We start from the raw sequence: 26,289 nt of genomic DNA on the forward strand, positions 1-26,289 counted from the left end.
GATACAGTAGCACCATATATCCGCCGTGAAAGGAATGTCATGTCCGAACCCGACGATCTGCTGGCCGAGATTGAAGCTCTGGAAGCAAAGCTGCAACTGGCGCGGGATTCGATCACCCGCCGTTTCATCGGACAGGGAGGGTCGTTGACCTGACACTGGCCACATTGCTCTGCGGTGGCCATGGCCTGCTGGTGGGCCTGCCCGGCCTTGGCAAAACCCGGCTGGTGGAAACCCTCTCAACCGTGATGGGACTGGACGGCAAGCGGGTGCAGTTCACCCCCGACCTGATGCCAGCAGATATCCTCGGCTCCGAGGTTCTGGACACCGCAGCAGATGGCAGCCGCGCCTTTCGCTTTTTGCCCGGCCCGGTGTTTTGCCAGCTGCTGATGCGGATGAGAACAACCGCGCCAGCCCGCGCACCCAATCGGCGCTCTTGCAGGCGATGCAGGAACGCCAGGTCACCGTTGCCGGTGAAAACCGCCCGCTGGGCCTGCCCTTTCATGTGCTGGCAACGCAGAACCCGATCGAACAGGAAGGCACCTATCCGCTGCCCGAGGCACAGCTGGACCGGTTTCTGTTTCACATCGATCTGCCCTACCCGACCCGCGACACGGAACGCGACATCCTGCTCAGCACCACGGGTCTTGAAGAAGACACCGCGCATCAGGTCTTTACCGCCGAGGACCTCCTCGCCGCCCAGAGCCTGCTGCGCCGCATGCCGGTTGGCGAAACAGTGGTGGAGATGATTCTCGATCTGGTGCGCGCCTTTCGCCCCGAAGAGCCGGGTGTGTCGGAACAGGTGGCACAGACCGTGGCCTGGGGGCCGGGACCACGTGCGGCCCAGGCCCTGATGCTGGCGGTCCGCGCCCGCGCCCTGCTGCAAAACCGCCTCGCACCCAATGCCGAAGACGTGCTGAATATGGCACTGCCGGTGCTCAGCCACCGCATGCAGCTCAGCTTTGCGGCGCGGGCCCGTGGTGACAGCCTGGAGCGATCTGATCGCCAGCACCGCCGCAGGATTGACCCAAAACGGCATCGCCGCATGAGCCAGACCGCCGCCCCAGGGACCGCCGCAACAGGGACTGCTGCCAAGCTGCGCCAGGAGGGCGAAAGCGCCGCCAGTGCCCTGCCACCGCTATTGGTGCAGGCGCAACAGCTGGCCGGATCGGTGCTGAGCGGCGAACACGGACGGCGCCGCGCCGGTACGGGCGATGACTTCTGGCAGTACCGCCCGCTGCAGCAGGGTGACAGCCGACGCATGGTGGACCACCGCCGCTCGGCCCGCGGCGATGTGCAATTTGTCCGCGAACGCGAGCTGCAGATTGCCCAGACGGTGCATCTCTGGGTCGATCAGGGCGCGTCGATGCGCTTTGCCTCAACCCCCGAGCTGGAAAAAAAGGTCGACCGGGCGCGATTGATCGGTCTGGCCCTGTCGATCCTGATGCTGCGGGGCGGCGAGCGCGTTGGCCTTACCGGCGGCAGCCTGCCACCGCGCCGTGGCAATCTGCAGGTGCTGCGTCTGGCGGCAGCCCTGAGTGAGGATCAGACCCAGGACTATGCGCCGCCCGAAGACCGCGCCATGGCACCGCACGCGCGCGCGCTGTTCATCTCGGATTTCCTCGGGCCGTTTGAGCCGCTGGAACGCGCCCTGTCCAAGGCGGCCGATCGCGGCGTGCGCGGCGTACTGTTGCAGGTTCTCGACCCGGCAGAAGAGCACTTTCCCTTTGACGGGCGCACCCGGTTTGAAAGCGTCACCGGCGGGCCCAGCCATGAAAACCTCAAAGCCGCCGCGCTGCGCGCGCCCCATCTGGAACGGCTGGCAGAACGACGCGACGCGCTGGAGCGCCTGTGCCGCGCCGCCGGCTGGCGCATTGGTCAGCACCACAGCAATGACAGCGCATTGTCCGCGCTGATGTGGCTCTATCACGCCATGGATCGGGGCAGAGCATGACACTGATTGCAGGCATTGGCTTTGTCGCGCCCTGGCTGTTGCTGGCCCTGCTGGCGCTGCCCGTCCTGTGGATTCTGCTCAGGGCGGTGCCGCCTGCACCAAAGCGACAGGTCTTTCCTGCCGTCACGCTGCTTTTGGGGCTGTCAGATCAGGTCTGCCAGTCAGACCGCACCCCTTGGTGGCTGTTGCTGCTGCGCCTTTTGGCGGTGGCCGCAGCCATCATCGGCTTTGCCGGCCCCGTGCTGAACCCGGCCCGCGACACTCAGGGGTCAGGTCCGCTGGTGCTGGTGGTGGATGCCACATGGGCCGGGGCGCCAAACTGGCAAGAGACCCAGGCCCAGATCACCACCCGGCTGGAAGAAGCCGGACGCGCCAACCGCCCCGTGGCGCTGCTGCGCCTGACTGCGCAAAGGGCGCTGCAGTTTCAGGCGGCCTCAACCTGGCTGCAACAATTGCCCGGCATTACCCCTCTGCCCTGGCAGCCGGGCCCCGACCAGATCACCGCCGCACTGGACCATCTGGCAGCCAGCGACAGCGATTTCGACAGCCTCTGGTACAGCGATGGTCTGGCCTACGGCGGACAACAGGATCTCACCACAGCCCTGACTGCACGCGGCGCGGTGACGGTTGTTTCCTCAGGCCTGCCGGTGTTTGGCCTTCTTCCCCCCAGCATCAGCGACGGCGCGCTAGAGCTCACGGTGCTGCGCAGCCACACCCCGGATCAAAGCGCCTCTGGTCAAAACCAAGCGCCGCAAGAGCTGCTGCTGCAGGCGCGGGGCCGCGATCCAGGTGGCACCCAGCGCAGCCTGACGCAGGCCACTCTCGTGTTTGAACCCGCAGCGCTGAGCAGCAGCGTAAAGCTGGCGCTGCCCGCCGAGCTGCGCGCCCGCATCGAGCGGTTTGAGCTGACAGGCCAGCGCTCTGCCGGGGCGGTGGCGCTGAGCGACGACAGCCTGCGCCGTCGTGAGGTGGCGCTGATCGCCTCGGGGGCCGAGGACGAAGGTCTGGCGCTGCTGTCGCCGCTGCACTACCTGCGGCAGGCTCTTAAACCCAGCGCCGATCTGCTGGAAGGCGCGCTGAGCGACCTCCTTCCCGCCAACCCCGATGTTATCGTGCTGGCCGATGTGGCGCGGCTGTCGCCCGAGGTTGAGGAGCGCCTGATCACCTGGGTCCATGATGGCGGTCTATTGCTGCGCTTTGCCGGGCCACGCCTGGCCGCCAGCGACACTGCCCGCAGTGCTGAGGACGCGCTGATGCCGGTGCGCTTGCGCATTGGCGGTCGCAGCATCGGCGGCGCCATGAGCTGGGGCGCGCCAAAGACCCTGGCGCCGTTTCCCGAGACCTCTCCCTTTTATGGCCTGACCATCCCGCAGGAGGTCTCGGTCTCGTCGCAGGTGGTGGCGCAGCCGGATCCCAGCCTTGCCACCCGCGTGATAGCCGCGCTTGAGGACGGCACGCCACTGGTCCCCCGCAAGGCGCTGGGACAGGGGCGGGTGGTGCTGTTTCATGTCACCGCCAATGCGGAATGGAGCAGCCTGCCGCTTTCGGGGCTTTTTATCCGCATGCTGGAGCGGCAGACGGTCTCCTCTGCGGCCAAAACCCCCGCAGCCCAGAGCCTGGAGGGCACCACCTGGCAGCCGGTGACAGTGTTGGATGGCTTTGGCCGCAGTGCCGAGGCCACAACCCTGCCCGGCGTCTCTGGCCCCGATCTGATAGAGGCTGCGGCAGGCCCGGCGCTGCGCCCCGGCCTGTACCAAAGCGAGGGACGCAGTCTGGCACGCAACACTCTGCGCCCCGGCGACAGCCTGACCCCGGCCAGCTGGAGCTCTGCAGTCTCGCAGGCCAGTTACGACAGCGGACAAGAACGCGCCCTTGCGGGGCTGTTGTTGGCGCTCGCACTGGTGCTGCTGGCCGTGGATGTCCTGGCGACGCTTTTTGTCAGCGGCCTGCTGCGGCGGCCACAAAGTGTTGCGCTGAGTGCCGCACTGGGGCTTGGTCTCGCGCTGTGTGCCCTGATAGCCCTGGGGGGTGCCCCGCTGCAGGCGCAGACAACACCGGTGCCCCAGATGCAGGCACAGGCTCAGCTACAGGCGCAGAGCCAGACACCAGCTCCTGAAATCCCTGAAATTACCAGCCCGCCAGAACATGCGGATCGCGCAGCCGACCTCACTCTGGCCCATGTGGTGACTGGGGATGCAAAGATAGACCGTGTTGCTTTGGCGGGTCTTCAGGCCCTGTCTGACACCCTGTATTTCCGAACCTCGGTTGAGCCCGCAAACCCAGTTGGCCTGGATCTTGAGCAAGACGATCTGGCGCTCTATCCGCTGCTGTATTGGCCGATTACGGCGCAACAGCCGCTGCCTTCGCCTGCTGCCTATGCCAGGCTCAACAGCTATCTGCGATCCGGCGGCATGATCCTGTTCGACACCCGCGATGCCGGATATGCCGCCAGTGGCGCCGCAAGCCCCGCCGCCCACAGATTGCAACAGCTGGCAGTACCGCTGGATATTCCACCGTTAGAGCCGGTGCCGGGCGACCATGTGCTGACCCGGGCCTTTTACCTGCTGCAGGATTTTCCCGGTCGCCATGCGCGCGGCGCACTCTGGGTCGAAGCGGCTCCGCCCGACGCCGAGCAAATCGAAGGCATCCCCTTTCGCGATCTCAACGATGGGGTGACCCCGGTGGTGATTGGCGGCAATGACTGGGCCGCAGCCTGGGCAGTCGATGCCAATGGCAGGCCACTGCTGCCTGTCGGGCGCGGCTTCGCCGGTGAACGCCAGCGTGAGCTGGCCTTTCGCTTTGGCGTCAATCTGGTGATGCATGTGCTCACCGGCAACTACAAATCTGATCAGGTCCATGTGCCGGCCCTGCTGGAACGGCTGGGACAATAGGGGCAGATTTGATGACACAGACGTTTCTCTTTGACCCGCTGCTGCCCTGGCCTGTGCTCTGGAGCCTTGTCGCGCTGACCCTGGCAAGCATCGCTGTCGCGGCCTGGCGCCGCCTGCCCGGCTGGGTGCTGCGCGGGCTTGCCGCGCTCTGCCTGCTGGGTGCTCTGATGGGGCCGCTGTCCCAGACCGAGAACCGGACCGCCCTTAGCGATATCGTGCTGGTCGCGGTGGATGACACGGCCAGCCAGCATCTGTCAGATCGCCAAAGCCAGGTCGCAGCCGCGCGCACAAGGCTGGAGCAACAGCTGGCAGATCGCCCCAATACCGAGACCCGCTGGATCACTGTGAAAGACGGCACCGGCGATACCGGCACCGCCCTGATCGAGGCTATTTCGCAAGCGCTGGCGGATGAGCCACAGGGGCGGGTTGCCGGCATTGTCGCCCTGTCGGATGGCCAGGTGCATGACGCCGATCATGCGCTCACCCTGCCGGCCCCCATGCATCTGCTGCAGACCGGCAAGACCAGCGACTGGGACCGTCGTCTGATTGTGCGCAACGCGCCGGCCTTTGCCATTATCGGCGAAGCAGTCACCCTGACCCTGCGGATCGAGGATCAGGGCGCGGCCCCCGCTGATCTGCGATCCGCGCTGCTTGAGATATCCGTGGATGGCGGTGTGCCACAGCGGTTTAATCTGCCTCTGGGGGTGGATTTCGACCTTGCCCCTCACCCTGCCCCACGGCGGCCGCAACGTGATCCGCTTTGCCACCCCCGAGGTGCCGTCAGAGCTGACAGATCGCAACAACGCCGCCCTGGTGCAGATCAATGGCGTGCGCGACCGGCTGCGAGTGCTGCTGGTCTCGGGTGAGCCACATCCAGGCGGGCGTACCTGGCGCAACCTGCTGAAATCCGACAGCTCGGTTGATCTGGTGCATTTCACCATCCTGCGCCCCCCGGAAAAACAAGACGGGGTGCCGGTGGATGAGCTGTCGCTGATCGCCTTTCCCACCCGTGGGCTGTTTCTGGAAAAGATCGACGACTTTGATCTGATCATCTTTGACCGCTACAAACGCCGCGGCATCCTGCCGGCCATCTATCTCGACAATGTCGCCAACTATGTGGAAAAGGGCGGCGCTGTTCTGGTGGCGGCGGGTCCGGGTTTTGCCAGCGCCGACTCGATCTATGGCTTCGCCGCTGGCGCGTGTGCTGCCCGCAGCCCCAACCGCCCGCGTATTAGAGCAGGCCTTTCGCCCCAAAGTCACCGCACTGGGCCAGCGCCATCCGGTCACCGCCGGGCTGGAGCCGGACCAAACTGACACCCCCGCCTGGGGCAGCTGGCTGCGCCAGATCGAGCTCACGTCTTCCGAAGGTCATGTGGTGATGCAGGGCGTCACTGAGCGGCCCTTGCTGGTGCTGAATCGGGTTGCCGAGGGGCGGGTGGCGCTGCTGGCCTCGGATCACGCCTGGCTCTGGAGCCGCGGCTATCAGGGGGGTGGGCCGCAACTGGAGCTGCTGCGCCGTCTGGCGCACTGGATGATGAAAGAGCCGGAACTGGGAGAGGAAATGCTCTGGGCCGAGGCCACTGGCCAAAGCATGCAGATCTTTCGCCGTCGCATGGAGGGCGCGGCGGGCCCGCTGGTGATCACAGCGCCCGATGGGGAAGAGACCACGCAAATGATGCAGGAAACGGCGCCCGGTCTTTGGGAGGCGACGCATATCGCAGCCGGGCCCGGATTGTACCGGCTGCGTGAGGGCGAGGTCGCTGCGGTCATCGGGTTGGGGCCTGCCGCGCCGCGCGAGTTTCAGCAAACCATCGCTACCGGCGCTGTTCTGGCCCCTGTGCTGCAGCCCCAGCGCGGCGGCACATTGCGCATAGAGGATGGCCTGCCGCGCCTGCGGGAGGTAAAGCCGGGACGCCCTGCTGCCGGACGCGACTGGATCGGCCTGACACCGCGCGGCGCCTATGAGACAGTGTCAGTGTCGCAAATCCAGTTGCTGCCAGTCTGGCTGAGCCTGCTGCTGGTGACCGGGTTCATCATTGCGGGATGGCTGCGCGAAGGACGGCGTTAGGCCGGCCAGTCAGACGGGCCAGTCAGTGAAAGCCGGCTACAGACCCGGCGTATCAATCTGCACCGACACAGCCACGCTCTGACCGGCACCATCGACCACCACAGCCGCGCGTAGCCCTGCCCCGGGTATGGCACTTCAAACTCGCGCTGGCGCTGCCCCTTGGTCAGAACTCTGCCATCTGCCAGCAGGGCAAAAGGCGCGGTGCCGCCGCGCAGTTTCACCACCAGAGGCTCTCCGCGCAGCGCCAGACCTGCGCCATCCGGCGGAAACAGCAGTTGTGGCGCCAGCGCCGCATCCGAAAACACGGCATCTCGGGGGCGAAACCGGCGCGGCGGCAGCGGCAGCTCAGCAGCGGTGACGATCAGCGTGGCCGGGGGTGGCGGCGAAAAGGCTGCCAGTCCTGGCTTCAGGCGACCAAAGGCCTCAAACAGCACCGGCGCCGCCAGATCACCGCCAAAGGCTCCCGGGCACCGGCGTGCCATCTGCCCGCCCCAGCCAGACGCCGATCACGTGCTGGCCATCCCAGCCAATGGCCCAGGCATCGCGGTGCCCATAAGAGGTTCCGGTCTTATAGGCGAGCCTCCCGGCCCGCGCCCCGGGCGGCGGCACCACGCCGCGCAAAATGTCGCCCAGCTGCCAGGCAGCGACCGGCGAAAGGATCCGCGGCAGGGCCTCAAAGGGCCCGCTTTGTTCGCTGCGCAGGCGTGGGGCCTGCCCGCCCGCTGCAATCCCGGTATAGATCTGCACCAGATCCTGCAACGAGGTGCCGATGCCGCCAAGGCTGATCGCAAGGCCGGGTTTGCCGCCCGGCAGCGCAGGTTTGGCGCCCCCCCGGCGCAGGCTGGCCAGCAGCTGCGCCGGGGTGATCTCTCGGGTGAGACGCACCACAGGAATGTTCAGCGACATTTGCAGCGCCTCACGCACCCGGATATCGCCGCGAAATTGCCCGTCAAAATTCTGCGGCGCATAGCCGTCAAACTCAACCGGGCCATCGTGGATCAGGCTTTCGGGATGCACCAGCCCCGCCTCAAAGCTGAGGCCATAGACCAGCGGTTTCAGGGTTGAGCCCGGCGAGCGCCGCGCCTGCGTCATGTCAACAAACCCCTGCCGTGTGCTGTCTGTAAAGCCGGGCGAGCCCACAGACGCAAGGATCTCTCCGGTTTGGTGATCCACCGCCAAAAGCGCCGCCGACATTCGCGGCCCGGCCCGGCGTGCCGCCTGCGCCAGCAAGCGCTGCATCTTGGCCTGCACCTGAGCGTCCAGCGTCAGGGACAGACGCGAGGCTGCCGGGCGGCTGGCCACAACGCGATCCGACAGGTGTGGCGCCAGCCGCGGAAACGAGCGCATACGACGCGGCAGCGGCGCCTGTGAGGCCACCTCCCCCTCGGCCGCGCTCAGCAATCCGGCCGCTGCCAGCCGTGCCAGAACCCGGTCGCGGGCCATGGCTGGAGCCGGTAGTGCGCGATCCGGGCGACGGCGTTCGGGAGATTGCGGCAGCGCAATCAGCAGCGCCGCCTGTGACGGGGTCAGACGGTTGGGGGCCTTGCCGAACCAGGCATAGCTTGCCGTGCGCAGCCCCTCGATATTGCCGCCATAGGGCGCGTGGGTCAGGTAGAGCGCCAGGATCTGCTGCTTTGAAAGCCTGCGTTCCAGCGCCAGCGCCAGCCGGATCTGGCGCAGCTTACCAGCCCAGCGCCCGGTTGAGCCATCCTCAAGCAGCCGCGCCAGTTGCATCGTCAGGGTCGAGCCACCAGAGACCGCGCGCCCGTTCCATAAGGCCTGGCCAACAGCGCGCAGCATTGCAATCGGGTCAACCCCCGCGTGGGAATAGAACCGCTTGTCCTCATAGGCCGTTAGCATCGCCAAAAAGCGCGCATCCACCTGGTCCAGCTGCGGTGCCATGCGCCAGATGCCGTTCCCCACCGGATAGACCCGCAACAAGGTCCCATTGCGGTCGAGAACCTCGGTTGAGGTCTCCGCCAGCGTCACCGGCAAAACCGTGTCGGCGACCCATTTGTCCAATCCTTTCACCCCGGCCATCACAGCCGCCGCAGCCAGGATCAGGCCGAGACCCCAAAGGCGCCTGTTGCGGCGCACAGCCTTGCGGCGCACTGGCCTGAGCCGCACAGGCCTGAGGCGCGCAGGCTTGGGGCGAACTGGCGGGCGCGGCGATGCTGTTTTCTCAGCCCTCACCGGACCTCAACCTGCCCGGCGGAGGTCTGGGCGCGATAGGCCGGACGGTACATGTCCTCGACCTGAGCGGCAGGGTGATGGAACAGACCCGGAGTCACCGCGCGGCTGACATAGGCAAGGGTCACGGGTTTTGTGCCAGAGAGATCAACTGCCGCCAAAAAGCGATCACTGCGGAACTCGGCGTGCTCGGCCCCGGTTGGTTTCAGCCAGCTGAGATCGCGCAGATCACCCGCGCGCAGCAGGTTGGGGTTGTCGATCTCGATACCGGCCGGCAGAGGGTCATTGACCATCAGCCGCGCGCCAACGTTTTCATGCGGTATGACCCGTAAAACGGTGACAAAGCGGTCGCCCACAGCAAAACTGTCCCCCGTCAGCGGCTGCCCCTCAAGACTGTAGTGGCTGCGCTCTATCGTATAGCCGTAGCCGCCCGCAACGGGCGGGACCTCAGGCACGCCCAGCGTGGTCAGGGTCAGATCCGTCGCGGCGCCTGTGGCACTGGAGATCGCCATAGGAGCTAAGGCCTGCCCCCCCTCGATCCTGACAAAGGGAGCCGTTGTGGCCTGACCATTAACCAGTAGCCCCGAGGCCTCAGGATTTTTGATCAGGGCATGGGCCGCGAGCAGGGTCCAGGCGGCTTCTTGCGTCGACATCTGAGCTGTGCTGGAACTCACACGATGGGTCAGGGTCTCGGGGTTGATCGCCTCTGATCCTGCCTCAACCAGCAGCGCCAGCACGCCTGCGGCATCGCGGCGATGGGTGCCATAATCCGCCCGCCAGAGGGGGCGCTCATCCGCCTGATGTTGCAACAGCTCTGCGGCGCGGGCAAACATCCGGTCGCGCGGCGCTGGTCGCCATAGGCCGCAAGGGCCGCCCCCAGCTGCGCTGCTGCGAGCGGGGTCGCAAAGGCCCTGGTTTTCACATCCGCATAGTAGCGCAGATCGCCCATTGCCGCCGCACCTTCGCGCGCCAGCACCAGGAGCGCATAGGCCACGTCCTCGCCGCCGTGATCAAAATCAGAGGCATAGTTGAGGCGGTTGCGCAGGTTGTCCATGGCGCGCACAAAGGCGCCTTCGGGCACCGCGTGGCCCTGCGCCCGGGCCCGCGACAGGAAGTCAGAGGCATAGCCATCCAGCCAGAAATCGCCGCTTTCGGCCCGCCAGAGGCCAAAGGCCCCGCTGCTGGCCTGCCGCGTCAACACCCGCTGGATGGCTGATTGGATCCGGGCATCGACCTGCGGCCCCTTGCCCAGCCCCAATGATTTCGCAACCGAGGACAGATAGAGCAGCGGCAGCGCCGTTGAGGTCACCTGTTCGGTGCAGCCATAGGGATATTGGTCAAGGCTTTGTAGCAGGCCCGGCACGTCAAATTTGGCCAGTGGCCCTGCCGACAGAACCGCGCGGGTAGTGCCCGGTTTGAGACTGGCAAAGACATCATTGGTGAGCTGAAAACGGCCGCCCTTTTGCAGGCTAAAGCGCCGGGTGGTGGCCACCACCGGATCATTGGCCCGCACCGGCAGACGCAGGTTTTGGCTCAACACACGCCCCTCGGGCGTGGTCAGCGACAGCGCAACCTCAGGGTCGCCTACGCCTGTGGCCGTCACCGGCAGCTCCAGCACCGCCTTACCCTGATCACCCAGCATCACCGAGGCAGGCAGATTGCCCAGCGACAGGCCCGCGCCCAGAACCTGCGCCGACAGCGCCATCTCGCCAGCCGGGCCCTCCGCATGGACGATTTCAATGCGCATGCGGCTTTGGTCACCCGGTGCAAAGAAGCGGGGCAGAGAGGCTGTCACCACCACGGGGTCGCGCACCAGCATATCGGCCTCGGCCTGACCTACCGCCTGTTTTGACCAGGCCACAGCCATCAGGCGCACCGTGCCATTAAAGGCAGGTAGGTCCAGCGGCATGGCAACCGCGCCATTGGCATCAACCTGCAGTGGTCCGGAAAAGAACGCCACCAGATCCTGCGTCGGCGGCGGTGATTGCATCTGCATGCCGCGATCCGCATCACCACCCGAGCGGATTTGCCCCAGTGCGCCATTACCCGGATCAATCAGGCGGCCATAGAGATCGCGCAATTCCATGCCAAGACGACGCTGGCCGTGGTAATAGGCACCTGGATCCGGGCTTTTGAAACCGGTGAGATTAAGAATGCCAAGGTCCACGGCCGCAACGGTCAGCCAGACCTCCGCGCCGGGATGCGCCCCACTGACTGCGATATGCGCGACCTCGGTGCTGCGCGGGCGCGCCACCTCGGGCACCTCAATGCTGACCTGCAGGTCCTGACCGGGCTGTGCCACTTTGGCATGCACAAGACCCAGGGCCCGCGTCGGGGTGCGACTGTCCTTGCCGGTCAGTGGCTGCAGCATCATCGCGGTGACATAGGCGCCACTGCCCCAGTCTTTTGTGACAGAGAGCGGGATCACAACCTCGCCCGCCGCGACATCGCCTGCCTCGACCGCAACAGCCTGGCGGCTGATGACCCGGTTGGAGAGCACCGAAATCAAAGCGGTGCCTGCATTTTTTGGCACCAGTCGCAGCTGGGCCGTGTCGCCGGGCTGATAGCTGTCTGCGTCCAGCGACAGCTCCAGCCGGTCCGGGGTGGCCGAGCCATCAGCGGGCGCATACCAGCCGGCGTAAAAATCCAGCGCCGCCGCGACATAGTCGCCATCAAGCCGTTCCACCACCAGCTCGTACTGGCCCCAGTCGGTGGGGGTGGACAGCACAAAGGGTGTGTCGCCAAGCAGGGCCTCACCGGTGGCAATGCTTTTGCGACGGGTGCTCGGCTCCCAGTTCCAGTTGCCATAAAGCTGATACCAGTGGTAGCGGGTCTCGATCCGGTTCAGGCTCCATTTCACCCGCATGGGGGTCGGTATCAGCTGCGGCGACAGCGCGATCAGCTCGAATCCCGCCTCGGTGCCCTCTGCCACCACCTCGTCAAACAGCGGCCGGATGCCCAGGATGGGCCCGGACGGGCTGACCGGCAGGCTGAGACTGCGTTCCACCGGACGACCCGAGCCATCGGTGAGCCGGGTGATGAGCGTGGCTTGCAGCGGCAGGCCTGCGGCCTCGATCTTGGGCAGCTCAACACTGAGGCGGGCCAGACCTTTGGGTCGGTCTCATCGCCGCCGAAATAGCTGCTTTGACTGTCGCGCGCGGCGTCATAGCGGCCAAACCTGTAGCCCGGCCATTTCTCCAGCGTGGTGACAGGCCGCAGACGCAGATCGCCATCAATGCCAAGCCCGGCCCCCGGCGCACCAAAGAGATAGCGCGCCGTGATCTCCAGCTGGGCCCGCTCACCGGGACGCAGAGCGCTGGCATTGGCGACGCTTTGGTCAAAATCAATCCGCTCGGGCAGGAAGTCCTCGACCAGTATCTGGCGACTGGCCAGCGCGGGCGCCTTCACATCGCTCATGACGTCAAGCCGCCAGGTGCCGCGCGGCGCCGACAGCCCCACGGGCAGAGCAAAGACATACCCGCCCGCCTTGTCGCCGGCTGACAAATGGCGGCTGTATTCCACCCCGTCGGGGCGGGTCAGAATGGCGGTGAGGGGCAGGCCCTCGATTGCCTGGGCAGTACCATCGCGGGTCAGCGCCGTCACATGGATCACTTCTCCCGCCCGATAGGCACCGCGATCCGTGGCGAGGAATACATCCACCCGACCCGGAGCCGGGCGGCCCTCGACGCCGCGATCTGACAGATCAAAGGCGGCATCCTTTAGCGACAAAAAGGCAAAGTCGTCCTCTCCAGCCTGGGCCAGCACCATGGCCGGGGCCGCCCCGCCGCGCCCACGCGCGAGGCCCGGTGCAAAATGCGCATAGCCCGTGGCATCGCTGACGGCTTTGCCCAGCACCGCATTGGCGTTGGAAACCAGCGTGACCTCGACGCCCGGCTTTGGTTTGGCATTCGCCAGACCCTGAACCTGCACATGCAACCCGTCGCTGCCGGACATAGTGCTCAGCCCCAGATCGGTCAGCACAAACCACTGGGTGGCGCCGGGGTCTTCATAGGGGTCAGCCCCCGCAATACGGGCCGAAAGCGCATAGATACCAACAGGTTGGTCAGCGATAGCCTCGGCCAGCGGCAGCCGGGTGGTCATGTCGCGGTTCAACTCGTTTTGCAGCACCGCGCTGCCCACCCAGACCTCCTCGGCGATATCACTGGCAAAATGCTCATCCTGCCACTGCGACAGGGGGCGGCCAAAATAGCCGTCCTGAATGCTGCGCAAAAGGTTGCGGTCACTGACACGCCGCAGGCGCAGCTCCACCTCCGAGAGGTTCACGGTCTCGATGGGCAGCGCCGCCTGATCCGTCTTGGCCAGCACATAGGCGCGACCCGGAAAGCGCACCGCAGGGCTGCGATCACCGATATAATGCGTCAGCTCAACATCCTTGATCAGCGCATCACCCGTGCCCCCAGGCAGGCCGCGGCGCAGCACCAATGTGTAGCGCTGGCCATGCTCCAGACCCTCAAGGCACAGCTCCCGGCCCTCAGGTGTGGCGACAACTCCGGTGGTGGGCAGCTTGATGTAGTCCTCATAGGAGACGCCGCTCAGCAACAGGGATTCAGAGAATTCCACACAGAGGCGCGGGGTGGCGCTGTCGCTTTGCACCCGGCTATCCGTGACGCGGAAGCCATATTTTGTGATCGCTTCGTCCAGCAGCCGGGCGGTATCAAGGCGCGGCGCGATTTCTTCGGCCAGACGCAGCACCGGCAGCATATCGCGTCCCCGGCCCAGTTTTTCCAGCGCCAGAGCAGCAGCGACCAGGCCGTTCACCTGCCCCGACGCAGAGGGCGCGCGCAAAAAGCTGTTGAGCCCGGCGGCAAAAGCCCGCGTGCGGGACTGATTTTTGCCACTGCTCTGCACCTGGCTATAGCGCAACAAAACAGTGGAATATTCCGCCCAGAGGGCTGCCTCGTCGCTCAGCGCCACCGCCTGGGAGAGCCAGCGCAACGCACCCTTGTCATTGCCGTTGCGGGCCTGGATCTGCCCTGCCGTAATCATGTCCTCCAGCGCCGCCCCCTCGGAGGGGAAGCGCAACCCGATCTCTTCGGCCTCGCGAAAGGCCAGATTGAGATCCGCGTCCGGCAGAAAGCTCAGCTGTTTGGCGCGGGCCTCTCCTTGCTGCAACAGGCGCTTGGGCTGGATCTGTTTCAGGGCGGAAATGGCGCCTACAAACGGTGACGCTGTCTGCATGTCTTGCTTTGGAAAACAGGCATTTGCACGGCTGTTAAAGGAAAACCCAGCGCAAGATTTCTGCGCCGAGCAGGCCCGCTGGCAAGAGGCCAGATCGGTATCAAACAGCGCCTGCAAATCAGAGCCATAATAGTCCGTATCAAGATAGGCCTGATAGCGCAGCGACGGGATCGCCGGTCCGGCTGTCACCGGGCTCGCAAGGAAGGCTGTGAGCAGAGCGGCCAGCACGATGGGCAGAGCCGTCAGCACGATGGGCAGAGCCGTCAGCACGGTGAACAGCGCAGTTGGCACGATGGGCAGCGCTGTTGGCAGCGCCATAGAAGTCCTGCGGGCCGCAAGATGGCGAAGACCGGGACACATAAAAGTGAGAGGTGAAAATAAATAATCAAACATAACGCCCTCCTAAATCCCCAACAGGCTGACACGGGCTTAACGCCATAGCAAGAAGTTCGCGCGTAGGTATGAGATCAGGATCTTTGTATTTTCACTCAGCTTTCGGCCCCTTTTTGGCGGGTCCCGGTTTGGATTTTTTGATGGAGCCCGCAGGGATGAGCCTTGCTGACAGAATCGCGGAAGAACGCCGGGCAAGACTGGCGGCAGAACGGCTGCTTGAGCTCAAGCAGGCCGAACTGACAGCCGCGAATCGCAAGCTGGGCCGCCATGCTCTGGCGCTGACAAAACAAAACGGCGTCACCCAGGCCGAGATGGCAACCGCCCGGGAAGAAAATGCCAAGGTCAAATCAGATCTCAGCATGGCCAATGAAAAGATCGAAACAGCCGAGCGGCGGCTGGGGCATTCGATCCAGGCCTTTCAGGACGGCTTTGCCTTTTTCAGTGCAGACAGTCAGCTGATTGGCGCCAATACGGCCTATCTCAACATTTTTGATGGCCTCGAGGAGGTCACCCCTGGCATCTCTTATGTGCGTATCTTGCAGATTCTCACCGATGAAGGCCTGATCAATACCGGCGACATGAAGCCCGATATCTGGCGTGCGATGATGACCGAACGCTGGATGTCACTGGCGCCTGAACCCGTGGTGGTGCAGCTGTGGGATGATCGCTATCTGCGCCTGATTGACCAACGTGGCCATGGCGGTGATGTGGTGAGCCTCGCGCTCGATATCACCTCGACCGTGCACTACGAAGAAGAGCTGCGCAGCGCGCGCGAACATGCCGAGGCTGCCAACCGCGCCAAATCTGCCTTTCTGGCCAATATGTCGCACGAAATCCGCACGCCTATGAATGGCGTTGTTGGCATGGCCGAACTGCTGAACGACACCACGCTGACAGAAGAGCAGAAACTCTACGCCACAACGATCAAGAACTCTGGCGAAGCGCTTTTGGTGATCATCAATGACGTGCTCGACTATTCCAAAATTGAAGCCGCCAAACTGGTGCTGCACAAAGAGAACTTTGATCTGGAGCGCAGCATCCACGAGATTGTCATGTTGTTGCAGCCCACGGCGCGGGACAAGGGGCTCACCATGCTGGTGGACTATGACCTGTTCCTGCCAACCCGGTTTGTTGGCGATCCGGGCCGCATCCGGCAGGTGCTGACCAACCTGGCCGGCAATGCGGTGAAATTCACCAATGAAGGCCATGTGACCCTGCGGGTGACCGGGGTCTACGACACCGATGACAACTCCTGCGCTGTCCATTGCATGATCGAAGACACCGGCATCGGCATTCCCGAAGAAAAAATCGACCACGTCTTTGGCGAATTCAACCAGGTCGAGAATGAGCGCAACCGCAAGTTCGAAGGCACCGGTCTGGGACTGGCGATCTCGCGCCGTCTGATTGATCTGATGGGCGGCGAGATCTGGGTCGAAAGCGAAGAAGGCAAGGGGTCCTGCTTTGGCTTCCGCATCCCGCTGCCCACCGCCGAGGGCCCCTATGCACCGACCCCCAAGCTGCCCAAAAGCCTGCGTCACATCCTGTTGGTCGATGACTCGACGCTCAACTGCGAGATCCTGCACCGTCAGTTGATGCTATTGGGCGTAGAGGCAACCATTGCCGACAGTGTCTCGGACGCCATGCAGAAAATGCACCATGGCATCGACATGGTCATCAGCGATCATGCGCTGCCGGGTGGCGGCGGTCTGGAATTGACGCGCCCATTGCGCAAAAGTGACTGGAGCGACACACCGATTGTGATGCTCTGCGCCAATCTGCACGATTTTGCCGCCAAGGATGTCACAGAGCTGAACCTCAATCTGTTGCCAAAGCCAACGCCGCGCGACGAGCTGTTTGCCAAGCTCGCCAGCCTCAGCTCTTCTTTGCCGTCTCAGGTGGTCGAGGCAGAGGCCGTGGAGCTGCATCCGGAAAAGAGCTCTGATGTGCTGCCAGATGTGGGTCAGGGCGCGGCTGCAGACAATGACGGGCCTGAGGCGCAAACTCTGGAAGAGGCCTATGCCGCCGACACAACAGATGCGGACACCCCGGCGGTGCCAACCGAAGCGCGCAAATTGCGTGTTCTTGCGGCCGAAGACAACAAGACCAACCAGCTGGTCTTTAGCAAGATGGTCAAAGAGCTTCAGATCGAGCTGCAATTTGCCAGCAATGGGCTCGAAGCGGTTGCTCTCTTCAAAGAGTTCCAGCCCGATCTGATCTTCATGGATATTTCCATGCCGGAAATGGACGGGAAAGAAGCAACCGGCGAGATCCGCAAGATCGAGGGCCAAACCGGGGGGCATGTCCCCATTGTCGCCCTCACCGCCCATGCTATGGCAGGCGATTCCGACGGGATCCTGGCAGCCGGGCTCGACTATTATATGACCAAGCCGCTGCGCAAAGCTCTTATCCTCGAACGCATTGAGAAACATGCGCCCGAAGATGTTCAGCCAATCTCGGTAAACTCAGCGGCCTAGGGTAACCGGGTCTTCAGGCGCTCGGCTGGCGCAGGAAAACCGGCTTCATCGACTCTGACAGCTGCGGCTGAAAGACATAGCCGCCACTGTCAAAATCCTGCAGCGCCGCGACATCCGTTATCCGGTGCTGAATGACATAGCGCGCCATGGCTCCGCGGGCGCGTTTGGCGTAAAAACTGACGATCTTTGGCGTGCCGTTTTTATCTTCCATAAAGACCGGCGTCACCACTTTGAGCTTTAGCGCTTTCAGGTCCACAGCACCGAAATATTCCTGGCTGGCACAGTTTACCAGCACCTCAGCCCCCACCGCTGCGGCCTGGGCATTCAGCGCGTCAGAAATCTGGCTGCCCCAGTATTCATAGAGGTTCTTGCCGCGTGGCGTTTTCAGCCGCGAGCCCATTTCCAGCCGGTAAGGCTGCAGCGCATCCAGCGGTCGCAGCAGACCATAAAGCCCTGACAGAATACGGAAATGATCCTGCGCCCAGGCCATTTCCTCAGGCTCCAGCGAGGCGGCCTCCAGCCCCTGATAGGTATCACCAGCAAAGGCCAGCGCGGCGGGGCGCAGGTCTTCGGCTTTGGGCTCGGAGGCAAAATCGCGAAAGCGCCTGTAGTTCACCTTGGCCAGATCCTCGCTGATATGCATCAGCTTCATCAGCTCCTGCACGCTCAGCCCGCGCGCCACCTCGGCCAGACGAATGGCATCGTCCTGAAACGCAGGAGAGGTCATCTCCTGATCCCGCTCGGCCCAGTCCAGCTTTTTCGCCGGGGATACCACTACCAGCATCGCGCGCTCCTTTTTGTTTCCGCTTTGTTTCCACGGACAGACTTACTCAGTCTGGCGCAAAACGTCCAGAAAGGCCGGCAAAAATCTCTCGACCCGGCGCTCACCCAGCAGCAGGGTGATGCCTGTCTCGTTTTCAGGCCGCATCTGCGCCAGCTTGGCCAGCATCGGCGCCGGGCAACTCAGCGGTTTCAGGGTGCCGCAGGTGCCACGCATCAGCTGGGTCTGCACCTGCATCAGCGCGTCATAGGTTGACCCCGCCCCGGCGCGTGTCGCCAGTTTGCGCCGCGCCGGATGCAGCTGCTCAATAGCCCCCGTGATCACCGCGAGGAACTCATCGCCATAGCGCTCCAGCTTTTTGGCCCCAACGCCGCCGATCCGCGCCATCTGATCCAGAGTTTCCGGCCTGCTCTCGGCCATCTCGATCAGGGTCTTGTCGTTAAAGACCACATAGGCCGGCACTTTTTGCGCCTCGGCCAGGGCGCGGCGCTTTGCCTTCAGCGCCGACATCAAAGGCGCATCCTCTTCCGAGACCAGCATTTTCACCGCCGGGCGGCGTTCGGCCGATTTGATGGTATCCTTGCGCAGGGAAATCTGTGCTTCGCCTTTCAGCACCGGCAGGGCGGCCTCGGTCATGCGCAGCGCGCCGTGGCGTTCCGGGTCAGGCCGCACCAGATCATGGCCCATCATCTGGCGGAAAACGGCCTGCCACTGGCGTTTGCTATATTCCTTGCCGCAGCCAAACACCGACAGATCATCATGGCCCTTTTCGCGCACCCGGTCGGTCTCATTGCCATAGAGAATATCGATCAGATGCCCGGCGCCATAGGTCTCATTGGTGCGCAATATCGCCGACAGCGCCTTGCGCACCGCAACAGTGCCGTCAAAGACCTCAACCGGGCTGTCGCAGAGATCGCAATTGCCGCAGGGCTCAGAGGCTTCCTCGAAATACCTAAGCAGGGTCTGGCGACGACAGCTCAGCGCCTCGGCCAGCCCCAGCAGCGCGTTGAGACGGCCATGATCGGCGGCGCGGCGTTCGGGCGGCGCCAGCCCCTCGTCGATCTGAGAGCGGCGCAGCCGGATGTCGTCTGAGCCAAACAGCGTCAGGGTTTCAGCGGGCGCGCCGTCCCGGCCAGCGCGGCCAATTTCCTGATAGTAGGATTCAATGCTTTTGGGCAGATCGGCATGGGCCACCCAGCGGATATCCGGCTTGTCGATCCCCATGCCAAAGGCCACGGTGGCCACCACGATCAAGCCATCCTCGCGGGCAAAGCGCGTCTCCACATCGCGGCGCTCGCCGGCCTCCATGCCACCATGATAATGGCAGGCCGCGTGGCCGGCATCGCGCAGCGCACGGGCCAGGGCTTCGGTCTTGGCGCGGGTGCCGCAATGACAATGCCCGACTGGGTTTTGCGTGCCGCCGCGAATTCCAAAATCTGACGCCGTGGCCCGTCTTTGGCCCCAAAGGCCAGATGGATATTGGGCCGGTCAAAGCCGCGCAAAAAGGTCCGGGGTGCCTGGCCGTCAAACAGCTTGCGCACGATCTCGTCGCGGGTTTCCGAATCGGCCGTGGCGGTAAAGGCCGCAAGCGGTACATCCAGCGCCTGACGCAGCTCGCCGATGCGCAGATAGTCAGGCGAAAATCATGGCCCCATTGGCTGACGCAATGGGCCTCATCCACCGCGATGAGGCTGACATTGATACGCTGCAACAGGCCAAGCGTCGCGCCCGAGGCCAGCCGTTCCGGCGCCATGTATAACAGCTTCAGCTCACCCGCCTCGATGGCCTGCCAGACGGCTTCGGTCTCTTCTTCGGTATTGCCCGAGGTGAGCGCGCCAGCATTGACACCCACCGCCTGCAGCGCGCGCACCTGATCGCGCATCAAGGCGATCAGCGGCGAGATCACCACCGTAATCCCCGCGCGCAGCAGGGCAGGCAGCTGAAAGCACAGCGATTTGCCGCCCCCCGTGGGCATGATGGCCAACACGTTCTCGCCACGCGTCACCGCGTCGACGATCTCTTCCTGACCGGGGCGAAAGGCGTCAAAGCCGAAAATCTCGCGCAAAAGCGGCGAAGAGCCAGAGATTGCAGAAGAGCCAGAGAGCGCTGATGTCTCGGTCCCGGGAATCGCTGGCGCGGCTGTCATGGAGTGGGACCTCTTGGGGTTTGGACTGCTCTGATTTAGGCAGCACAATCCCACAGGTCGAATCGGGCAGCAAGGGCAGGCGGCAAAGCTTTCTGCCTTGCTGCATAACTTTTACGCCCCGCAGCCCTGTTATGCCCTGCACCCCCGTGAGAGCTGCAAACGGCACAGATACAGCAGTCCGGCCCGACAAGGCCGGATACCGCAGGATCTGCAGGCTGCTGACTTGGCGGCGGGCGCCTGCGTTAGTAGAAGGCCATCATGTTGTTTTGAATAACAATACGCAGCGCGTAGACCGCCAGCAAAACCACCAGAGCTGTAAGGTCGACCCCGCCAAGATTGGGCATAAAACGCCGCACCCGGCTATAGATCGGATCAAGAATGCGCTGCAGCATGTACCAGATCTGGCTCACCAGCTGTTGATTCAGGTTCAGCACCTGAAAGTTGATCAGCCAGCTCATGATCACATGGGCGATTATGAAGAACCAGACAACGTCCAGGATCAGCAGCAGGATTTGGAACAGAGAGAGCATTATTTACCTCTTTAGAATATCGACCTCACAGGTAAGCAGCACAGCGCCCATGTGCAAGGCTTCCGCGAGGTTGCAGTTGACCATTGGTTAAACGGTGGCATGAGGGGCACATTGCACAGGAGAGACCGCAGATGTTCCCTATTTTCCGCCTGATCAAAGACCTGCTCAAGGCGCGCCGCATGGCGCCGCTTGGCCTCACGGATACCCATGTTTCCAGCCATATCTGCTGGCCCTGGGATCTGGACATCTGGATGGAGCTGAACAATGGCCGCGCCATGACGCTGTATGATCTGGGGCGCACCATGCTGGCGCAGCGGGTCGGGCTGATTGGCGCCCTGCGCCAGAACCGCTGGGGCATGACGGTGGCGGGCTCATCTGTGCGGTTTCGCCGCCGCATTCGCGGCTTTGAACGGTTCGAGATGCGCAGCCGCGCCGTGGCCTGGGATGACAAGTTCATCTATCTGGAACAGAGCATGTGGAAAAAGGACGGCGAATGCGCCAGCCATGTGATGCTGCGCACAGCGCTGACCGACAAAGAAGGCATCGTCTCTCCCCAACGCGTGCTTCAGGCGATGGGCCAGTCGGGTCTTGCACCGGATGAGATGCCAGCCTGGATCGATGCCTGGCGCGCGGCGGACGCGCAACGTCCCTGGCCGCCCATGCAAGATGCGCTTGCCTAGCAGGCCGCGCCCCTGTCTTATCGCCGATAACAAACAAGCGGGGACGGGATGAGCAATATATCGATGCGCAAGCGCATTTGGGGCTGGTGGTTTTTTGACTGGGCCAGTCAGCCCGATCACACGCTGCTGGTCACCTTTGTCTTTGGGCCATTCTTTGCGGCCGTGGCGGCGAATTTCTATCTCGATCAGGGCCTTGCCCCCGAAGCCGCCAAGGCCCAGGCGCAGACCGTCTGGTCGCTGGGCCTGACAATAACCGGCCTGCTGATTGGTTTTGGCGCGCCCTTTATTGGCGCAATGGCCGATATTTCAGGGCGCAAGCGGCCCTGGCTTTTGGGGTTTTCGCTGATGTATGTGGCCGGCGCCGCAGGCATCTGGTTCATGGATCCGGCCGGTGCCAACCTTTGGGCCATGCTTGCCTGTTTTGGTCTTGGCTTTATCGGCGCTGAATTTGCCCTGATATTTGCCAACTCGCAGCTGCCCAGCCTTGGCGACAAAGACGATGTCGGCGCCATTTCGGGCTCTGGCTTTGCCTTTGGTTATCTGGGTGGCGTGCTGGCACTGTTCATCATGCTTTTGCTCTTTGTTGAGCAGGGCAATGGCAAGACACTGATCGGGCTGGACCCGGTGCTTGGCCTGGATGCCGAAACCCGTGAAGGCACCCGTGCGGTGGGACCTTTTACTGCGCTGTGGTTCATCATTTTCATGGTGCCCTATTTTTTGTGGGTCAAGGACGACGCAGGCACTGGCAAGCGTGGCTCGCTCGGCGATGCAGTGCGGCTGGTGGTGAAATCGGTCAAGGCGCTGCGGCATCGTCGCAGCCTGGCAAACTATCTCGGATCGTCCATGCTGTATCGGGATGCGCTCAATGGGCTGTATGGCTTTGGCGGAGTCTATGCCAGCCTGGTGCTGGGCTGGGAAATCACCCTTATCGGCATCTTCGGCATCATCTCGGCCTTTGCCGCCACCCTGTTCAGCTGGGTCGGGGGCATTGCGGACCGCCGCTTTGGTCCCAAGCCCGTCATTGTGACCTCGATTTTGATGCTGACGCTGGTTTGCATCACCGTTGTGAACATGTCGCGCGAGGCTCTTTTTGGGTTCGAGCTCAGCGAGACCTCCAAACTGCCGGACGCGATTTTCTTTGGCTGCGGCATGTTGATTGGCGGTTTCGGCGGAATCTTGCAGGCCGCCAGCCGCAGCCTGATGGTGCGCCCTACCGATCCTGCCAAGGCGACTGAGAGCTTTGGGCTCTATGGTTTGTCGGGTCGCGCCACCGCCTTTCTGGCCCCCGCTCTGATTGGGCTTGCCACAACCCTGACTGGTAGCGCACGATTGGGCATCACGCCCGTGATCTTTTTGTTTCTGCTCGGGTTGATATTTTTGCGCAGGGTCGAGGCAAAGGGAGACCAGGTTTGAGACTGCTTGTTACGTGTTTTTGTATCCTGTTTGGACTGGTTGCGGTCGCAGATGCCGCGACACCAGCGAAACAGCTGTTTGGTGCCAAGGCAACCGGGTCGCAACAGGCTCCGGCCTCGCATGGCTCTTACGCCAAGGGCTGTGTGGCTGGAGCCGTGCAGCTGCCGGAAACCGGTCCGACCTGGCAGGCCATGCGTCTCAGCCGTAACCGCAACTGGGGCCACCCCGAGACCATCAGCTTTATCGAGAAACTCAGCCGGTTTGCCGCCAAACAGCCGGGATGGGACGGGCTCTATATTGGCGATATCAGCCAGCCGCGTGGCGGGCCGATGCTGTCGGGGCACCGCAGTCACCAGGTTGGGCTCGACATTGATATCTGGATGCGCCCCGCAGACAAATTGAACTTCAGCCGCGCCCAGCGCGAGAAGATATCATCCATTTCCATGCGCCGCTCCAAAGGCGCCTATGTGAACGGCGACTGGACGCGGGCGCATCACGAGATCATCAAGGCCGCCGCCTCGGACAAACGCGTGGCCCGGATCTTTGTTTTTCCCGGCGCCAAGGTACAGATGTGCAAGACTGCCAAGGGCGACCGGCGCTGGCTGCGCAAAATTCGCCCCTGGTGGGGACATCACTATCATTTCCATGTGCGTCTCGCCTGCCCAAAGGGTGCCCGTGGCTGCGTCGATCAGGCAGCGCCGCCGCGCGGTGATGGCTGTGACGATGCGCAAAAATGGGTCAATGACATTCTGAAACCACCGCCGCCAAACCCTGCTGACCCCAACGCGCCGAAACCCAAACCCAGACGGGATTACACGCTTGCGGATCTGCCGCAGCAATGCGCCGCCGTTCTGCAAGCCAATTGAGCCGCTCCTCTCAGCCCTTCACCCGGTGGTCCCGCCGCAGACTGTGGGGCGGTCTGGCCCTGGCCTTCGGCCTCATGCTGGCTGCCGCGGCCTTTGCCGCAAACAGGCCAGAGAGTGGCCCGGATCGTAGCGATGGCGCGCGACAGGCTAGGGCTCAGCTCGTAGGCTCTTACACCTGGCGGGCCAAGCCGGACTGGTTTGGTGGCTTTTCGGGGATCGAAGTCTCGGATGACGGCACAAAAATGACCGTTCTGAGCGATCGCGCCACGCTGGCACGTGCCCGGATTCAGCGCGACGGAGGGGTGATTTCGGGGATAGAGCTGCAAAGTGCGCAGCGGCTGCGTTCTTCCAAGGGCAGGTATCTGATCGGCCGAATCATGGACAGCGAAGGCCTGGCGATGGCACCAGATGGCTCTCTCTATATCTCGTTTGAGGGCGTGTCCCGTGTGGTGCATCATCGCCGGGACGACAGCCGCGCCCGTGTTCTGCCACGCCCAAAGGGTTTTAGGACCCTGCCCCTGAACAAGGCGCTGGAGGCGCTGGCCATTGATGCGCGCGGAAGGCTCTATACCCTGCCTGAAAATGCGCCCAACGCCAAAGGAGAGATCCCGGTCTGGCGGTGGGATGGCGCGCGCTGGAGCCAGCCGTTTGCTCTGCCGCGTCGCGGAGGCTTTCTGCCGGTAGGCGCTGATTTTGGCCCCGACGGCCGGTTTTATCTGCTGGAACGGAACTTTGTGTTTATCGGGTTTCGCTCCCGGCTGCGGCGCTGGGACATCACGGATCAGGGCGCACAGAACGAGGTGACGCTTCTGGAGACGGGGACGGGACTGCATGACAATCTAGAGGGTGTCTCTGTGTGGCGCGATCACGCCGGCGATCTGCGCGCCACCATGATTTCGGATGACAATTTCAAGTCATTGCAGCGGACTGAACTGGTGGAATACACCCTGCCGGAGTGACTATAGGTGGCTCGAACTGGCCTCAGTTCCGCAGGCCAACTTTCGTAAAATGCCACAGAGAACCAAGCGCTCCCGCAGCTGCCAGGCCCATTGGCTGACGCCATTTGCCACTGCCCCCTTTAGCCTGTCCCCTTTGGGCCTGGCGCCGCGCTTTGCGCGGCGCGGTTGCGCCTAATTCACACCTCACATCAAGATAGCTGCCAAAGCGTGCCGCCTTGTTTATTGTAAAAGTGCCTAAAACAGTCACCGGCCTGCTGCTGGTGCTTAGCCCTCAGTATGGCGGCCCATGGCGTCCCTTTTCCCAACCATTCCACAGGACGTTTTGCCGTCAGGATACAACGTCGCTCATCTGCGCTGCCGCAGCGCACGTCAGTGCGGTGCCGGGCCCAACTGTTGAGTCACATTCTTTGAATGTGGTGAAACAGGCGGGAGCCCCCCCTCTTTTTCGTGACCCAGACGACATGCGAAAGGGCAGTATAGCTGCCAAAATATCTGCCAATAAACTTGCCAAAGCTTTGGAACGGGGCTAACAGAGCCAGTCTTTCGCACTTCGGGCGGAACAAGTCGCCGCGACCTTGTAAAAAACGGATCCTGAAATGAACAGATCACACCTACCTGGCATTCTTGCCATGGCCACCGTTGTAGTGGCTTCCAACATTCTGGTGCAATTCCTCTTTGGCCAATGGCTGACCTGGGGCGCCTTCACCTATCCAATCGCCTTTCTCATCACCGATGTGATGAACCGCGTCTACGGCGTAGGCCCGGCCCGCCGCGTCGTGCTGGCTGGTTTTGTAACCGGCGTTGCCTGCTCTCTCATTGGCACGCAGATCATTGGCGAATTTGGCCCGCTTGTGACCCTGCGCATAGCACTTGGATCTGGCCTCGCCTTCCTCACCGCGCAGCTGCTGGACGTGTCAATCTTTGCAGCACTGCGCTCTGGCAAATGGTGGCGTGCGCCCCTGGCCTCGACCCTTGTGGGTTCTTCGGTGGATACAGCAATCTTTTTCACCATCGCCTTTTCCGGCGCGCTGAGCTGGATCGAACCTGCCAATGACATCTCCTGGGCGGCTGAGATGCTGCCGCTGCTGGGCGCAGGTCCCACAGCGCCGCTTTGGGTCTCCCTGGCCGTGGCTGACTGGCTGGTCAAACTCTCCCTTGCGCTGCTGGCGCTGGTGCCCTTCCGCATGATCGTGAGCCACCTCACGGCCAAGCCCGCCTAGGCCACACGGCAATACAACAGTCCTGGCAAAAGGCCGCCGCGTGTTGCGTGCGGCCTTTTCCATTTGCGCCAAGCGCGCTAAATCCCCCAGCATGCTGCATATCAAAGACGAGATAACCCTGCAGGACTGGGAGCTGAGCGAGAGCTTTATGCGCGCTTCGGGCGTCGGTGGGCAGAATGTAAACAAGGTGGCCACCGCAGTTGAGTTGCGGTTTGAGGCGGCCCGCTCGCCTGCGCTCACCCCGGCGGTCAAGGCCCGGCTCAAACGTCTGGCCGGCCGGCGCTGGTCCAAAGAGGGCGCCATCTTGCTGCAATGTGACGAAACCCGCTCGCAGCTGCGCAACCGCGAACTGGTGCGTGAACGCCTCGTCGCGCTGATCCGTCAGGCGCTGGTGGTTCCAAAACGTCGTATAGCGACCAAACCCACCCGCGGCTCGGTCAAGCGACGGCTCGAGAGCAAAAAGCAACGCAGCTCGGTCAAAGCGACGCGGGGGAAAATCTCGCCAGACTGACGCTTGTGATTGCACCC

Annotated in this window: 11 protein-coding genes and 5 pseudogenes; 11 read left to right on the forward strand and 5 right to left on the reverse strand. The window is 63.1% G+C overall.

Annotation, left to right across the window (positions count from 1 at the left end; genetic code table 11):
• Positions 1-39: 39 nt before the first annotated feature.
• The 4 genes and pseudogenes from B4968_RS15175 (at position 40) to B4968_RS15190 (ending at position 6,910) form a co-directional block, all read left to right on the forward strand.
• A pseudogene (locus B4968_RS15175) lies at positions 40-1,046 on the forward strand (AAA family ATPase).
• Positions 1,043-1,951, forward strand: a complete 909-nt coding sequence (locus B4968_RS15180) for a DUF58 domain-containing protein (RefSeq protein ID WP_083100325.1) — start codon at positions 1,043-1,045, stop codon at positions 1,949-1,951. The pseudogene B4968_RS15175 and the gene B4968_RS15180 overlap by 4 nt, the downstream one beginning before the upstream one ends.
• On the forward strand, positions 1,948-4,842 hold the full coding sequence (locus tag B4968_RS15185; RefSeq protein ID WP_083100333.1) for a DUF4159 domain-containing protein: 2,895 nt from the start codon (positions 1,948-1,950) through the stop codon (positions 4,840-4,842). Before B4968_RS15180 ends, B4968_RS15185 begins: the two co-directional genes overlap by 4 nt.
• 11 nt (positions 4,843-4,853) lie before the next feature.
• A pseudogene (locus B4968_RS15190) lies at positions 4,854-6,910 on the forward strand (hypothetical protein).
• A 36-nt stretch (positions 6,911-6,946) separates the two neighbouring features.
• On the opposite strand, the pseudogene pbpC reads toward B4968_RS15190, so the two are convergent.
• Together pbpC and B4968_RS15200 are read right to left on the reverse strand one after the other, a co-directional pair.
• Positions 6,947-8,950, reverse strand: a pseudogene (gene pbpC, locus B4968_RS15195) (penicillin-binding protein 1C).
• A 149-nt stretch (positions 8,951-9,099) separates the two neighbouring features.
• Positions 9,100-14,545: pseudogene (locus B4968_RS15200) on the reverse strand (alpha-2-macroglobulin family protein).
• A 302-nt stretch (positions 14,546-14,847) separates the two neighbouring features.
• Between B4968_RS15200 and B4968_RS15205 the strand changes: the two are divergent.
• Complete coding sequence (locus B4968_RS15205; RefSeq protein ID WP_083100349.1) at positions 14,848-17,166, forward strand: response regulator; 2,319 nt, start codon at positions 14,848-14,850, stop codon at positions 17,164-17,166.
• Positions 17,167-17,179: 13 nt separating this feature from the next.
• Here B4968_RS15205 and yaaA read toward each other — a convergent pair whose 3' ends face one another.
• The 3 genes and pseudogenes from yaaA to B4968_RS15220 form a co-directional block, all read right to left on the reverse strand.
• Complete coding sequence (yaaA, locus tag B4968_RS15210; RefSeq protein WP_083100334.1) at positions 17,180-17,950, reverse strand: peroxide stress protein YaaA; 771 nt, start codon at positions 17,948-17,950, stop codon at positions 17,180-17,182.
• Positions 17,951-17,992: 42 nt separating this feature from the next.
• Positions 17,993-20,093, reverse strand: a pseudogene (gene recQ, locus B4968_RS15215) (DNA helicase RecQ).
• Between the two features lie 242 nt (positions 20,094-20,335).
• A complete protein-coding gene (locus tag B4968_RS15220; RefSeq protein ID WP_083100335.1) occupies positions 20,336-20,623 on the reverse strand; it encodes a YggT family protein in 288 nt (95 codons plus the stop codon).
• A 131-nt stretch (positions 20,624-20,754) separates the two neighbouring features.
• On the opposite strand from B4968_RS15220, the gene B4968_RS15225 reads away from it, so the two are divergent.
• From B4968_RS15225 to arfB, 6 genes are all read left to right on the forward strand, one after another.
• Positions 20,755-21,303, forward strand: coding sequence for an acyl-CoA thioesterase (locus tag B4968_RS15225; RefSeq protein ID WP_083100336.1), 549 nt, complete (start codon positions 20,755-20,757; stop codon positions 21,301-21,303).
• A 48-nt stretch (positions 21,304-21,351) separates the two neighbouring features.
• Positions 21,352-22,716, forward strand: coding sequence for an MFS transporter (locus B4968_RS15230; RefSeq protein WP_083100337.1), 1,365 nt, complete (start codon positions 21,352-21,354; stop codon positions 22,714-22,716).
• Positions 22,713-23,582 carry a penicillin-insensitive murein endopeptidase gene (gene mepA / locus B4968_RS15235; RefSeq protein ID WP_173907551.1) on the forward strand — a complete coding sequence of 290 codons (870 nt, stop codon included), beginning with the start codon at positions 22,713-22,715 and terminating at the stop codon, positions 23,580-23,582. The genes B4968_RS15230 and mepA overlap by 4 nt, the downstream gene beginning before the upstream one ends.
• A gap of 74 nt (positions 23,583-23,656) precedes the next feature.
• A complete protein-coding gene (locus B4968_RS15240; protein ID WP_083100350.1) occupies positions 23,657-24,541 on the forward strand; it encodes an esterase-like activity of phytase family protein in 885 nt (294 codons plus the stop codon).
• Between the two features lie 596 nt (positions 24,542-25,137).
• Entirely contained in the window at positions 25,138-25,761 is a 624-nt protein-coding gene (locus tag B4968_RS15245) for a queuosine precursor transporter (RefSeq protein WP_083100339.1), read from the forward strand.
• Positions 25,762-25,852: 91 nt separating this feature from the next.
• Positions 25,853-26,272 (forward strand): alternative ribosome rescue aminoacyl-tRNA hydrolase ArfB, encoded by a 420-nt coding sequence (gene arfB / locus B4968_RS15250; protein WP_083100351.1) that lies wholly within the window; start codon positions 25,853-25,855, stop codon positions 26,270-26,272.
• The last annotated feature ends 17 nt before the right edge of the window (positions 26,273-26,289 follow it).

Source organism: Pseudophaeobacter leonis (assembly GCF_002087335.1).
GTDB classification, from domain to species: domain Bacteria; phylum Pseudomonadota; class Alphaproteobacteria; order Rhodobacterales; family Rhodobacteraceae; genus Pseudophaeobacter; species Pseudophaeobacter leonis.